This is a genomic window from Anderseniella sp. Alg231-50 (assembly GCF_900149695.1).
In the GTDB taxonomy this organism is placed as follows: domain Bacteria; phylum Pseudomonadota; class Alphaproteobacteria; order Rhizobiales; family Aestuariivirgaceae; genus Anderseniella.
Genome location: NZ_LT703003.1, coordinates 73,889 through 87,373 on the forward strand (window position 1 = coordinate 73,889; position 13,485 = coordinate 87,373).

At 58.1% G+C, this 13,485-nt stretch carries 11 protein-coding genes; 3 read left to right on the forward strand and 8 right to left on the reverse strand.

What is annotated here, in order from left to right; genetic code table 11:
- Positions 1-101 precede the first annotated feature (101 nt).
- The 3 genes from DHN55_RS00390 to DHN55_RS00400 all read left to right on the forward strand — a co-directional run bounded on the left by DHN55_RS00390 (position 102) and on the right by DHN55_RS00400 (position 3,242).
- Positions 102-1,259, forward strand: coding sequence for a M24 family metallopeptidase (locus tag DHN55_RS00390; RefSeq protein WP_108879448.1), 1,158 nt, complete (start codon positions 102-104; stop codon positions 1,257-1,259).
- Between the two features lie 2 nt (positions 1,260-1,261).
- Positions 1,262-2,038 (forward strand): nitrilase-related carbon-nitrogen hydrolase, encoded by a 777-nt coding sequence (locus DHN55_RS00395; protein ID WP_108879449.1) that lies wholly within the window; start codon positions 1,262-1,264, stop codon positions 2,036-2,038.
- A gap of 151 nt (positions 2,039-2,189) precedes the next feature.
- The gene (locus DHN55_RS00400; protein WP_443111119.1) at positions 2,190-3,242 is read left to right on the forward strand and encodes a BMP family ABC transporter substrate-binding protein; all 1,053 of its coding nucleotides are present in this window, start codon (positions 2,190-2,192) and stop codon (positions 3,240-3,242) included.
- Positions 3,243-3,398: 156 nt separating this feature from the next.
- Here DHN55_RS00400 and DHN55_RS00405 read toward each other — a convergent pair whose 3' ends face one another.
- From DHN55_RS00405 to DHN55_RS00440, 8 genes are all read right to left on the reverse strand, one after another.
- Positions 3,399-4,130 carry a hypothetical protein gene (locus DHN55_RS00405; RefSeq protein ID WP_108879451.1) on the reverse strand — a complete coding sequence of 244 codons (732 nt, stop codon included), beginning with the start codon at positions 4,128-4,130 and terminating at the stop codon, positions 3,399-3,401.
- A gap of 85 nt (positions 4,131-4,215) precedes the next feature.
- The gene (locus tag DHN55_RS00410) at positions 4,216-5,331 is read right to left on the reverse strand and encodes a cis-3-hydroxy-L-proline dehydratase (RefSeq protein WP_108879452.1); all 1,116 of its coding nucleotides are present in this window, start codon (positions 5,329-5,331) and stop codon (positions 4,216-4,218) included.
- Between the two features lie 166 nt (positions 5,332-5,497).
- Positions 5,498-7,090, reverse strand: a complete 1,593-nt coding sequence (locus DHN55_RS00415) for an ABC transporter substrate-binding protein (RefSeq protein ID WP_108879453.1) — start codon at positions 7,088-7,090, stop codon at positions 5,498-5,500.
- A gap of 243 nt (positions 7,091-7,333) precedes the next feature.
- Positions 7,334-8,677: an FAD-dependent oxidoreductase gene (locus DHN55_RS00420; protein ID WP_108879454.1), complete on the reverse strand. Its 1,344-nt coding sequence runs from the start codon at positions 8,675-8,677 to the stop codon at positions 7,334-7,336.
- A gap of 6 nt (positions 8,678-8,683) precedes the next feature.
- Positions 8,684-10,243 (reverse strand): trimethylamine methyltransferase family protein, encoded by a 1,560-nt coding sequence (locus tag DHN55_RS00425; RefSeq protein WP_108879455.1) that lies wholly within the window; start codon positions 10,241-10,243, stop codon positions 8,684-8,686.
- On the reverse strand, positions 10,240-11,742 hold the full coding sequence (locus tag DHN55_RS00430; RefSeq protein ID WP_108879456.1) for an aldehyde dehydrogenase family protein: 1,503 nt from the start codon (positions 11,740-11,742) through the stop codon (positions 10,240-10,242). Before DHN55_RS00430 ends, DHN55_RS00425 begins: the two co-directional genes overlap by 4 nt.
- A gap of 1 nt (position 11,743) precedes the next feature.
- Positions 11,744-12,649 carry a dihydrodipicolinate synthase family protein gene (locus DHN55_RS00435; RefSeq protein ID WP_108879457.1) on the reverse strand — a complete coding sequence of 302 codons (906 nt, stop codon included), beginning with the start codon at positions 12,647-12,649 and terminating at the stop codon, positions 11,744-11,746.
- Positions 12,639-13,349 (reverse strand): FCD domain-containing protein, encoded by a 711-nt coding sequence (locus tag DHN55_RS00440; protein WP_108879458.1) that lies wholly within the window; start codon positions 13,347-13,349, stop codon positions 12,639-12,641. The genes DHN55_RS00435 and DHN55_RS00440 overlap by 11 nt, the downstream gene beginning before the upstream one ends.
- Positions 13,350-13,485: the final 136 nt, after the last annotated feature.

A 13,485-nucleotide genomic window follows, 5' to 3' on the forward strand; every position in this document is an offset into this window, starting at 1 on the left:
ACGATCGCCAAGCCTATGCCGGGAATGTCGTTTTCAGCAAAGACTTTGTCTTTGGCAAACCTAAGGTTGCAGTTACCGGCAACCCATCCAGGACAATTTACATGCTCAAAGAAGCCCGCGCCCGTACCGCACAACTCCAGGCCCGCATGAAGGATGCAGGCCTTGAGGTCGCACTGATCACAGATGAAAGCACCATTGCCTATTTCGCCGGTTTCTGGGGTTATCTGTCGGTTGAATTCGGCCGCCCGACCTTCCTGATCGTCAGGGCCGATGATGCCCCGATCGTCATCACACCCCTGATGGAAAGCGAAATGGTGGGTGCGATGACCTGGGTCGACGACGTGCGTACCTGGGAAGACGCAGGCGACAACCGCTGGGAAAACGTGCTGGCCCGCACACTGGGCAGTTCGCACAAAATCATTGGCATCGAGCGCGACGGCCTGCCGATCATCGTGCGCAACTGGATCGATGACCAGCTGACCGGCGTGGAGCTGCGCGATATTACCGGCCTGATCGGCGCCATGCGCATGATCAAGTCGCCGCTCGAAATCGAAATCATGAAACAGGCCGGCCAGATTGCCGGGGCCATGATGGGCGCAGCCGAAGGCGCACTGGCCGAAAACGCCCCTGAATATGAAGCCGCACTTGCGGTGATCAATGCCGGCACCCGCAAGGCGGCCGGTTTCCTGACGGCAAAGGGCTGGGAACAATTTGTCTCGCCGATGATCCATAACCTGCAGGTCATGCAATCGGGCCGTGATACGTCCATGGTTCATCGCCGGGCAAGCGTGAAGCTGCTGGAACGCGGTGATCCGGTGTATTTCTGTTTCTGCAACATGGCGCAGTTCAAGCAGTACAAGCTGGGCTTCGACCGCATGTTCCACATTCTGGAGGTGTCGGACGAAGCTGCGAAAATTCAGCAGGCCGCCATTGATGCCCAACAGGCTGCCATTGCCGCCATCCGGCCCGGTGTCACGGCTGAGTCCATCGCGGAAGCCGCCAACGAGGTCTACGACGAACGCGGTTATGCCACCGGATACCGCACAGGACGGTCCATCGGCATGGCCTATCTTGAAAGCCCGGAGCTGAAACACGGCGACAAGACGGTGCTCAAAGCCGGCATGACCTTTGCCGTCGACGGTGGCATCAGCGTCGACGGCGAGCTCGGCGGACGCATCGGCGATTCAATCGTGGTCACCGAGACCGGTTGCGAATACCTGACCGAATATCCACGGCAATTGCTGGTGGTGAACCGGTGAGCATGCTCAAGGCCGGTATTTTCCAAAGTAACGGTGCAAACCTGCGACCGGCAGACCGGCTGGGCGCCCTGGACGCGGCAATCACGGATCAGCGGCTGGATCTGGTCGTATGTCCCGAACTTTTCATGTCCGGCTACAATGTCGGCACCGACCTGCACCGGCTTGCCGAACCTGCAGACGGGGAGTTCGCGCGAAGTGTCGCAGACCTTGCCCGCCAGACCAACACCGCCATCTGCTACGGGTATCCCGAACGTGACGGTGAGCTGATTTTCAATTCGGCGCTGGTCGTGTCGAAATCCGGTGACACAATTTCCAATCATCGCAAGCTCGCCATTCCGCCGGGGTTTGAGCAGAGCTTCTTTGGACCAGGCGACCAGCTCACCAGTTTCCGGCTTGGCGGAATGAACTGTGCGCTGGTGATCTGCTATGACGTGGAATTTCCCGAAGTCGTACGTGCTGCCTGCATGGCCGGAGCCGAAATCGTCATCATCCCGACAGCACTCGGCGCCCAGTGGGACCAGGTTGCCCACAGGGTCGTGCCGGCCCGTGCCTTCGAAAACGGCTGTTATGCGCTGTATGCCAATCATGCCGGCAGCGAAGGGGACATCACCTATGCAGGCGCCAGCTGCGTTGTCGGACCTGACGGCCGCGACATAGCGCGCGCAGGCGACCGTCCACAACTGATCACGGCGAGCCTGGAGGCCTGCCGCGTGGCAGCAGCCCGCCAGCGGTTACCTTATTTTGCGGATCTGGTGGCCTTGCGCACAAAACTTGCCTAATAGACAGGCATATTCGCGCAAAAACGCCTGAAATCCGGCGTGGACAGTTGCCACATTCAACTTGCGTGCTAACGTGCGCGTCATATCCTGTCGCAGGTACAGGGACGTTTTCCGGGAGGATCCAATGAGTAAATTCAACAGACGTGATTTTGTGAAACTGACCGGCGCTTCGGCTGCCGCGCTGGCAATGCTTGATGCTGCCGCTTTTGCCGACGAGCCGCTGAAAATCGGCTTCGTCTATGTCGGCCCGGTCGGTGACCATGGTTGGACCTATGCGCATGATCAGGGCCGCCTGATGATCGAGAAGGAACTCGGCGACAAGGTGAAGACCTCGTTCGTTGAAAGCGTCAAGGAAGGCCCGGATGCCGAGCGCGTCATCCGCCAGCTCGCACAGGACGGCAACAAGCTGATCTTCACCACGTCGTTCGGTTACATGGATCCGACCCTGAAGGTCGCCAAGCAGTTCCCGGACGTGAAATTCGAACACGCCACCGGCTTCAAGCAGTCCGCCAACATGTCGATCTACAATGCACGCTTCTATGAAGGCCGTGCGGTCATCGGCACCATTGCAGGCCATATGTCGAAGACCGGCATCGCCGGCTACATTGCCTCGTTCCCGATCCCCGAAGTGGTCATGGGCATCAACGCCTTCACACTGGCTGCCCAGAAGGTGAACCCGGACTTCAAGACCAAGGTACTGTGGGTATCAAGCTGGTATGACCCGCCGAAGGAATCCGATGCCGCCAAGGCCCTGATGGACCAGGGTTGTGACATCATCACCCAGCATACCGATTCACCGGCAGCGCTACAGGCTGCGGAACAGCGTGGCATCTATGCGTTCGGACAGGCGTCGGACATGTCGAAGTTCGCACCGAAGGCGCACCTGACCTCGATCCTCGACAACTGGGGGCCGTACTACATCAAGCGTGCCAAGGACGTTATGGACGGCACCTGGGCGTCGGCGTCATTCTGGGGCGGTTTCAAGGAAGGCGAGGTTGCGCTTTCCGAGTACAACAAGGTGATCCCGGCAGATGTCGTGGATGCGGCAGAAGCGGTGCGCAAAGGCATCATTGCCGGTACGCTGCATCCGTTCACCGGCCCGATCAACGATCAGAAGGGCATGGAGAAATACGCAACCGGTGCCACGGCAACCGACGAGGAAATGCTCAAGATGGACTGGTACGTCGCCGGCGTCCAAAGCTAGGGCGGATTCCTGTTTTATTTGAACAAATTGGAGCAACACGGGTTCATATGACCGGTGTTGCTTCAACGCATGTCTCCAGGGCAGGAGTATAGTGCATCTGAAATCCGGATCTGCTCCGTTCAAAACGCACGTCTTTCGGCATCGTGGCCAGGTTTTCTAAGTTCCGAAATTCGGATAGTCAGATCCGATGCGCCCCCACCGTTGCGTCTGGGGGGTAATCAGTTGAACATTGGAACTGCGATGATCAACACCCCGGCCAATTTCCAACGTCACCTCAGTCTCCGTATTTTCCTCATGACCCAAGTCTAAGCAAAGCTTGGCGAAACGGACGGCAGCCCGGTCACAACCAAATCCAATTATGGTATCCCTGTTGGCGGCCTCTTCGAGAGTGAATACCATTTCTTGTTGATTGGTTAGGAGAAGAATTGGCAGCTCCGTATCTGGAACCTTCTCTTTCGTCCATGGATAGCGTTCCAATCGTTGCGGGCGATAGTCGAACGATGCAGGAGTTGCCGAATATCCCAGCATGTCCTGACGCCAGTAGTTTCCGTCATATTTGTAGTCAGTTGTTATCCTCACAATTTCGCTGCCCTCATGGCGAAGTTCCAGCGTGGTCCTGTGAGGATGTTCATGAAAGATTGCGGAAAGTATCCAAAGTCCCATCAACTGAAATGTCATTGGTTTTGCGAACAACTGGACTATGTCCTGCGGAACACCAGGACCGACTGCCTGACCTTTGAGGCAGATCAATTGGTCAGTTGCGAGTGTCTCCGGGGCAGACGGCAACGCCGATGCTGAGAGGAAAACACTCTTCTTCTGAACCAACGACTTCTGAACGAAGTCCTTCAATACATCCTGATAAATGCGTTCCAGATCACACTGAGCCATAAATCTTCTCACATACGAGTTGCCAAACTTCAAAAACTCCCGGGTTCAATTAATGTCAATGCAGGTTATGGTATCGATACACTACTCATGTAACGAACAGCGGCTCGCCCAGAACATCCATGACCGGCTCCACACCCAAACCAGGTGCGTCAGGCGCGTGCATGAAACCGCCGGTAACAACGGGTCCGCCGGTGGCGATGGCCACCGTGTGATAGTCATGGAATGCCGATGACTGGAAGTGGAAACCTGCAGGCGTTGACTGGGCGAGATGGGCAATGGCCGACGTGGCAATCTCCCCGCCCCAGCTGTCCTCGATGGTCATCACGATGCCCAGCGAAATGCACAGGTCACGCACCTGGCGGGCGCGGGTCAGCCCGCCCATGCGGTTGATCTTCAGGTTGATCAGGTCCATGGCGCGGTCATTGTAGCCCCTGAGCAGGACGCCGAGGCTTTCCATGCATTCATCAAGGATCATCGGCAGGTCCGTGTGCTGGCGCACCACAAGGCATTCTTCATAGGTCAGGCAGGGTTGCTCTATGTACAGGCGAATGTCGTGTTCGCTGGCCAGAGAGCGAACCGCATCGACAACCCGGATGGCATCGTGCTGGCGCCAGCCGGTATTGGCATCGGCATCCATCACTTCGCCGGGCTGCATGGCCGCGGCAACCTTTTTGAAACGCTCGATGTCGGTCGTCGGGTCTTCGCCCACTTTCATCTGAAACTGGCTGAACCCCAGCTCGCGATATTCACCGACACGTGCCGCCATGACATCCGGATCGGTTCGGGAAATCACCTTGAACAGCTTGACCTGATCCTGGCGTTTACCCCCGAGCAGCGAATAGACCGGCTTGCCGACCGACTTGCCCAGAATATCCCAGCACGCCATGTCGATAGCCGATTTGACATAAGGATGGCCTTTCAACAGCAGGTCCAGGCAGTCATTGATGCAATCAAGTTCTGTCGGGTCTTCACCGATCAGGTCGGGCGCGATTTTGGCGATGCCGGCGCGCGCACCTTCTGCATACGCCGCCAGATAGGACGGGCCAAGCGGACAGGTTTCGCCATAGCCGGTAATGCCTTCATCGGTTTCAATGGCAATGACAGTGCTGTCAAACGCTGAAAACGACTGGGTCGACCAGCTGTACGAGCCTTCCTTCATGGGCAGGTCGACCTGGTAGATTGAAATGCGGGTGATTTTCACGTGCGAACTCCCTGAAAGGCAAAAATGCTTCAATTGCTCAGTTTAGGCCGGCCGGTCTTGTAAGACAGCCTCTGTCGACACGTCAAATTCATCGACCTGTCAAAAAAGCGGCCCCCGAGGGGACCGCTCCAATTATTGTCAGATTGCTTGAAAGCCTTATCAGCAATCAGGCGTTCAGCCACCAGCGCTTGACGAAGTGGCCGCCGTCCATTTCCCAGCCACCGCCGATGTTCGGGCCAATGCCGACCTTCTTGTTGGTTGCTGCAACATCCTGGCCGAATGCCGGTATCAGCGTGCCGCCGTTCTTGGAAATCAGCATCTGCACATCCTTGTACATGGCGTTGCGCTTGGCATCATCCAGTTCACCGCGGGCTGCTTTCACAAGCTGGTCGACCTTGTCCATCTTGATGACGGTGTCGTTCCACGGCGCATCGCTGAGATAGGCGATCGACAGGATCATGTCCTCGACCGGCCGCGCACCCCAGTAGCACGAGCAGAACGGCTTGTTGTTCCAGATGTTGTTCCAGTAGCCGTCCTTGGCTTCACGGATAACATTCAGCTCGACGCCGATCTTGGCAAAGTGCTCGGCAAACAGCTGGGCTGCATCAAGCGCGCCGCCATAGGCGGTTTCAGCCGAGTGCATGTCGATCTTCATGCCTTCCATGCCGGCTTTCTTGAGCAGTGACTTGGCCTTGTCGAGATCGTACTCGGTCTGCAACTCGCCATCATAGGACGCAAAGGCAGGGCCGAGCGGCTGATCATTGCCGACCGAACCGTAGCCGAACAGGATCTTGTCAACGAACTCCTGCCTCGGCAGAGCGTGCTTCAGCGCCATGCGGAAATCAATGTTGTCAAACGGCTTCACATCCATGCGCATGGGATGGGTAAACGCCAGGTTCGACTTCACCGCGATGACATTGACATGGGGCAGTCGCTTAAGAAGCCCGACGGTCTTCAGGGCGGGCCGGTTGATAATGTCCACATTCTGCGTGCTCAGGGCAGTCTGGCGGGCTGTGTCATCCAGAATGGTGGTGATTTCGGCACTGTCGACATAGCCGAAGTCAGATCCCTGCCAGGCGTTGGGGTTCTTCTCAAACGTGGCCCGAACACCAGGGTCGAACTCTTTCAGAAGATAACAACCGGTACCAGCAGTCGAGGTTACGTCTGCCTTGCCGTCCTTGGTCGGCACCACGTTCATGTGATAGTCAGTCATCAGGTATGGGAAGGCAGCATTGGCCTCGGCCAGTGTCACCACGACCACGTCCTTGCCGTCAGCCTTTACATCGGTGATGCCGGCAAACACGCCCTTGGCGCCTGATTTTGAATCGTCACCGCGATGCACATTGATCGAGTTGATTACATCTTCGGTAGTCAGGGACTTGCCATCGGAGAAGGTGACGCCGCTGCGCAGCTTGAAGCGCCAGATCTTGGCGTCAGCTGAGGACTCCCAGCTCTCGGCCAAGCCGGGAGCAGCAGAGTTATCCTGTCCGACTTCTACCAGGCTGTCGCGAAAGGCCCGGCTGATGCAGATCATGCCGGTAGCGTTGAAGCTTGCCGGATCAAGTGAATCGGTTGTGTTGCTGTCGTTCAATCCGGCCTTCATGTGACCGCCGCGTTTCGGCTCGGCCGCGCGCGCTTCGCTCCACATGTTGGAGGCAGCAGCAACCGTCAGGCCCATAGCCGTTGCACCAACCATGAACTCCCGTCTGGTCGTGCGGCTTTCGCCGAGGATCCTGCTCAACAGTGTTTTGTCGTCCATCTTAATTTCCACCCGTTTTCGTTTCTGTGTTTTTCATTCAATCCCTGATCCGTTGCGGATTTTTTTCCCGTTGTCCTGGCTCATGGGGTCCGGCACACTAATACAAATTGTATACAGAACACAATGGCACGAAACCGCGATTGTGAATGTTTTTTGCGGGTTTTCGACGATAATGCACCCTCAGGTGCCGCTATTGCTGAAACAAGTGGATTGGTTCAGCCTGAGTGAGCGGCAAGGGCCCGGTTACAGTTCCGCGCCTGCCTTGAATTCTCCCCACCGCAAAACGGCGTTGGCGCCAATCGAGGCAAACGGCTCCGGCGGCAGCCGGCTGGGTTCGGGCTGGGCCAGCATGTAGCGCAGATGATCAGTCTCATGGCCGCTTGCCAGTTCCGCCGCGAGCATGCCGGACAATGTACCCCTGGCAGCTCCAAGTCCGTTCTGGCAGCAGGCAGAGAACAACCCCTCGTCCACTTCGCCGAATGCAGAAACATTGTTCCGGCTGAGGCACAAAAGCCCGCCCCAGCAGTGCTCCATCTCCACATCGCCAAGCATGGCAAAACGGGCGCTGAAGGTTTTCTCATGCGCCTCACCAAACCTTTTCAGTCTCGCCTCGTCCACAGACCGGTTCGGGTTCCAGGTAAAACGGTTGCGCACGACAATGCGAGTGCCGCCGGTGCCTGCAACTTTTCTGACCGTGGTGCCCATCGGATCGGCAGGCGTGAATGCCCACATGCGCTCGCCCCCCAGCTTGCGCTGCTCATCCTCGCTCAGCGGCCTCGTCATTGATGCATACAGACAGACGTGCATCAGCCGCTGCTTGAAAAACCCGAAGCTTTCCACGTGGCCGTTCACTGCCAGAATGACTTTGGGCGACTGGACAGACCCGGTACCGGCTTTCGCGGTCCAGGCACCCGCTTCCCGCTGCAGTTCCACAACGGGTGAATTCTCAAAAACCCTCACCCCTTGCGCGCTGAGCCCGGCAGCCATGCCACGCACAAACATTGCGGGCTGCAACATGGCTGTGCCGGGCGTGTAAAGTCCGCTGCGATAATAAGTCGAACCGCACATATCCTGCATCTGGCGACCATCCAGAAGTTCGTGCTCCTCGCCCAGTGCGGCCAGGTGCATGGCATAGGCAAGGTTGTGCTTCATGCCCTTTGCCGAGGCGGCTGCATTGGTCTTGCCGCTGACGACAAATGCCTCGTCATCCATGTCGTATTCACTGGCAGCTTGCCGGGCGAAGCTGATGGCAGACCGGTTCATTTCCGTCTGAATGCGGTCAGCGTCCAGCGTGCCGGCATAATCATCGGAGGCAAGATTGTGTGGCAGGTCGATCATGAAGCCGGAATTGCGGCCGGCAGGACCCTCGGCAATCCGGCGGGCTTCAAGCACGACAATCGTGGCCTTGGGATGAAGTTGCCGCAACCGCCGTGCCGCCGCCAGACCCGCAAACCCGGCACCGATCACCAGCCAGTCGGCCATGACATGCTGTTGCAGCGCCGGATAGGCGGGAGCCGCCGGCAGAATGCTGTTCCAGGCAGGTGGACCGGGATCGCGTGCCTGATGGGTCACTCCAATGCTAGCCATCACCGCCTAATGCTCGTTGTTGAGGGCGTCAACTGCCGGAATTTCGCGTTCACGCCTGGCAATGTAATCACACAACGCCTCGTCCACTGCATCGTCCAGCTTCGGTTCTTCATAGGACGCCAGCAGCCTGTTCACGTGCTTCAAGGCGCGCTCGGTTATCTCCTGTGATCCGTCGGCAATCCACTGCTCGATGGAATTATTGTCGAACAGTTCAGGCATGAAGAACGCTTCCTGGAAGTTGGCCTGGGTATGCGGATGGCCCAGATAGTGTCCGCCGGGACCGATGTCGCGCACTGCGGCAAGCGCCTCATTGAAATCACCCCACTTCACACCCTCAGCCATCCGGTAGCCCATGGCACACTGTTCGGCGTCGACAACGAACTTGGCCATCGAACAGTGCATGCCGGCCTCATTCCAGCCGGCCGAATGCCAGACATAGTTGGCGCCGGCCATCAGGACCGCCATCATCGTGGACGCACTTTCATAGCCTGCCTGGGCGTCAAACGTCTTGGCTCCGCCCAGCGTGTTCGAAGTGCGCCATGGTACGCCGTAGTATCTCGCCATCTGCCCGATCATGAAGTTCATCAGACTGATTTCCGGCGTGCCCGCCATGGGGGCACCCGACCTCATGGACACCGTGGACAGATAGTGACCATAGATCGCCGGGCAGCCCTTTCGAACCACCTGTGTATAGGCAAGGGCCGAAAGCGCTTCAGCATTGAGTTGCGCAACCGATGCAGCGGTGGAGGCCGGAGTGTTGGCGCCGCCCAACACGAACGGCGAACACAGTATCGGCTGGTTGCGCCTGCAGAAGGCGCGCAGCGCGCCAAGCATGGTTTCATCCCAGACCAGCGGTGAATTGCCGTTGCAGTTGCCGGTGACGACAGCATGGGTTTCCATGAACTCGTCACCGAACAGGATGGCGCACATGTCCATCACGTCCTCGGCATTCTTCGGGCTGGTCGTCATGCCCATGAAGGTCTTGTCGGAATGCTTCATCGATGAGTAGGTAATACGCAAATGCCGGTGCGCCACCACGTGATCCATCGGCTCCACAATATGATGCGCCGAGGAATGGATTGCCGGCAGCATGTGTGACAGCTTGTGGAAACTGGCCAGGTCATCCAGCGTCGGGCCGCGCCGACGGTCTTCCAGGTCGCGCAGGTATGGCGCGCCAGTCATCGGCACAAAGATGGAATAGTCGTTGCCGAACGGCAGGTTATTGGCCGGGTTGCGGGCGTGATAAGTGAAACTCTCCGGAATTGATTTTATCAGCTCCCTGACCAGGCCGCGATCCAGGTGAACCCTGTCGTCATCGCGCACATCCGCGCCCACGGATTTCCAGTCGGCAATGGCCTGCGGGTCCCGGAAAATGACGCCTACGTCTTCCAGAATGTCCATCGACGCCCGGTCAATCTGCTCGATCTGGGCTGCATCCATCGGCTCGACAAGCGGCAGCTTCCGCTTCAGGGCGGGCAGCATGGTCGTGTCGATCGCGCTCCTCAGTTCACGCCTTGACCCTCGCCCGCCACGGCGGGTGCGCGGAGCCTCATCCACCGTGTTCATTCCACATTGTCTCCCGCTGCCGGGTCACCGAGATCAATCCATATGGTCTTGATTTCAGTGTACTGGTCATGGGCATGAATACCGTTGTCGCGGCCACCAAAACCTGACTGCCTGTAGCCACCGAACGGTGTCGAGATGTCACCTTCACCATAACAGTTGACCGTCACGGTGCCGGCCCTGATGGCCCGGGCGGCGCGTAACGCCGTCCTGCCGTTGGCGGTAAATACACTTGCGGTAAGGCCATAGTCGGTATCGTTGGCAATCTCGACGGCTTCATCGAACGAACGAACCGAAATGACCGACAGCACGGGGCCGAATATTTCCTCACGCGCCAGCTTGTCGCCGCGCTTGACGTCGTCGAAGATCGTCGGTGCCGCGAAGCTGCCGTCTATCTTGCCCCCGGCAAGCAGCTTGGCCTTGCTGGACTTCAGATAGCTTGCGACCTTCTTGCAGTGATCCTTGTCGATCAGGGCGCCGAGATAGTTTTGCGGATCAAGCGGATCGCCGGTTTTCCAGTCGCGCACCCTGGCCAATATACGCTTCAGCAGTGGTTTCCTGACCGCCTCATGCACGATCAGGCGTGAGTTGGCCGAGCAGTTCTCGCCCATGTTCCAGAACGCGGCATTGACAATATGTTCCGCCACCAGATCGAGATTTTCAGCATCTTCGAGCACAATTGCCGGGTTCTTGCCGCCACATTCCAGCACCACCTTCTTCAGGTTGCTGTCGGCAGAATAACGCAGGAAACGCTTGCCGGTCTCGGTTGAGCCGGTGAAGCTGACCATGTCGACACGCTCATGCAGCCCCAGCGGCTCACCGACGGCGGGACCGTCGCCCGGCAGCACCTGCAGCACGCCGCGCGGAACCCCGGCCTCGGCAGCCAGCTCCGCCACGCGAAGCGCGGTCAGCGAGGTCTGTTCCGCCGGTTTGACGATCACCGAATTGCCGGCAGCAAGAGCAGGCCCGATCTTCCAGGCCAGCATCAGCAGCGGAAAATTCCACGGCAGGACTGCCGCAACCACGCCGACCGGCTCGCGCACAATCATGGCAATTGCATCGTCACCGCCCGGCGCCGTCTGGTCATAAAGTTTGTCGGCGGCCTCGGCATGCCACTTGATGGTGTGGATGGTCTCAGGAATATCAATCAGTTCACAGTCGCGGATCGGCTTGCCGCTGTCGAGGCTCTCCATGACCGCCAGTTCACGGCGGTTGCGGGTAATCAGCTTGCACAGACGGATCAGGACATCCTTGCGCTCAGACGGGTGCAGTCTTGCCCAGTGGCCCTGGTCGAAGGCTTCACGGGCCTTCGACACGGCAAGATCAACGTCTGATGCATTGCAGGCGGCAATCTCGCAGATCAGCTTGCCGGTGGCCGGGTTGTGGGTGTTGAGTCTTGCACCCCGCCCGGCGCGGTATTTGCCGTCAATGAAGGCTGCCTTGGGGAAATCCATCGCCTGAGCAATGGCAGCATACTCCGCACGGGTCAGGAGATCGCTCATCTCACGCTTCCTTCTCAATCGCCGCAATGGCGGTGTTCATGGTGCCGATCACTTCAGCCAGTTCGCGCTTGTCATCCTTGTTCAAGGGTTGCAGAGGCCGCCGCGGCGGACCGCAGTCGATGCCGCGCAGGGTGAGCCCGTGCTTGATGCACTGGACGAACTTGCCGCCCTGCTCCAGCACCCGCATCAGCGGCAGCATGGCGGACATGATGGCGCGGCCTTTGGTGAAATTCCCGTCGATGGCGCACGCCCTGTACAGGGCCAGATGGGCTTCCGGGGCAAAGTTTGATCCGGCGCAGACCCAGGACCGTGCTCCCCAGGCAAAGAACTCCAGCGCCTGGTCATCCATGCCGCAGGACAGCTGGATATGCGGATAATCTCGCGCCAGCATGTGCAGCCTGTCGGGGTCGCCGGAGCTTTCCTTGATGGCGCAGAAATTCGGTGAACGGCCAAGCCGGTCAAGGGTTTCCTCATCCATGTTGACCGACATGCGGCCGGGATAATTGTACAACATGGCCGGCAGGTTTGCGGCCCGGTCGATGGCCAGTGCGTGCAAGGCGATTTCCCGCCCGGTCGGATAGGCATAAGGCGGCGTCGCGATAAGCAGGGCGTCGGCGCTGACTTTTTTGGCGGCCTCGGCAAACGCAATGCTGTCTTCGGTTCGAATAGCGCCTGTGCCGACGATCAATGGCAGGCGCTTGCCGATGATCTGCCGGGCCAGTCCCATGAGCTCGATGCGCTCTTCGGTTGATTGCGCGTAGTATTCTCCGGTTGTGCCGGCGACGATAATGCCGTGAACACCGCAACCAATGAGATGCTCTATAGCCTCGCCGAACGCCTCCGTGTTGATTGAAAAATCGGCATTGTATGGCGTGACAAGCGGCGTGTAGATACCTTCAAAGCGCATGTTTCTTGCCCTCGGACAAGTCCATGTCCAGATCCGTAGGCAATGGATCAGGCTTGACGTATTTCTCCATCCTGTCACGCGACAGGGCCCAATGCTCCAGGGTCAGATCAACAACTATCGCGGGTTCACCCTTCTCGATTGCCTCGATCATCCGGTCATGCTGATCGCACGCGGTCCAGATCAATTGCTGCTCGCGGTCATTCTTCGGGTTGTAAAACAGCTGACCCATTCTGGTGTGGTCGATCAGCAGGCGATTGAGGCTCGGGGTCAGATAGGCATTGCCGGCCATTTCGCCGACGATGTGATGGAAGGAATGGTTGAACATTGCCATGCCGAACACATCGCCGCTTTCGCCGGCCTGGCGGAAGGACCGCTGGGCGCTCTTGAGCGCGGTAACCTGATGGGGTAGCGCATTTTCGGCGGCCAGCCTTCCGACAGCGGCATAAATCAGCGGCGCCGACTGGAAGAAATTGCGCATGCTGGCGATATCCATTGACGAGACCTTGGCGCCACGATTTTCCTCCAGTGTGAGATAGCCTTCCCCTGCCAGACGCTGGAACACTTCACGCAAGGGTGTTCTGGACAGTTCGTACTGCTGGGATAGCACGGTTTCATCCAGCACCGAGCCCGGCTCGATATCCAGCGTCAAAATACGTTGCCTCAAGTCAGCCTGGCATACCTGCTTCTTGTTGATTTTCATATCGGTCTTCCTCTGGTGAGAAGATTAATATACAAATTGTATACAGATATCAATATTCCATTTGTGGAGCCAATGAAATTCCGGCCCCGCTGTCAATTCGCACCGCACATGAGGATTGCCCGGGCCACAGGAAAGG

Bases quoted from the DNA above. Each gene is read 5' to 3' on its own strand.
- DHN55_RS00425 (WP_108879455.1), bottom strand. From the start codon at position 10,243: ATGAACACGGTGGATGAGGCTCCGCGCACCCGCCGTGGCGGGCGAGGG.
- DHN55_RS00415 (WP_108879453.1), bottom strand. From the start codon at position 7,090: ATGGACGACAAAACACTGTTGAGCAGGATCCTCGGCGAAAGCCGCACG.
- DHN55_RS00435 (WP_108879457.1), bottom strand. From the start codon at position 12,649: ATGCGCTTTGAAGGTATCTACACGCCGCTTGTCACGCCATACAATGCC.
- DHN55_RS00395 (WP_108879449.1), top strand. From the start codon at position 1,262: ATGCTCAAGGCCGGTATTTTCCAAAGTAACGGTGCAAACCTGCGACCG.
- DHN55_RS00440 (WP_108879458.1), bottom strand. From the start codon at position 13,349: ATGAAAATCAACAAGAAGCAGGTATGCCAGGCTGACTTGAGGCAACGT.
- DHN55_RS00430 (WP_108879456.1), bottom strand. From the start codon at position 11,742: ATGAGCGATCTCCTGACCCGTGCGGAGTATGCTGCCATTGCTCAGGCG.
- DHN55_RS00390 (WP_108879448.1), top strand. From the start codon at position 102: ATGCTCAAAGAAGCCCGCGCCCGTACCGCACAACTCCAGGCCCGCATG.
- DHN55_RS00420 (WP_108879454.1), bottom strand. From the start codon at position 8,677: ATGGCTAGCATTGGAGTGACCCATCAGGCACGCGATCCCGGTCCACCT.
- DHN55_RS00405 (WP_108879451.1), bottom strand. From the start codon at position 4,130: ATGGCTCAGTGTGATCTGGAACGCATTTATCAGGATGTATTGAAGGAC.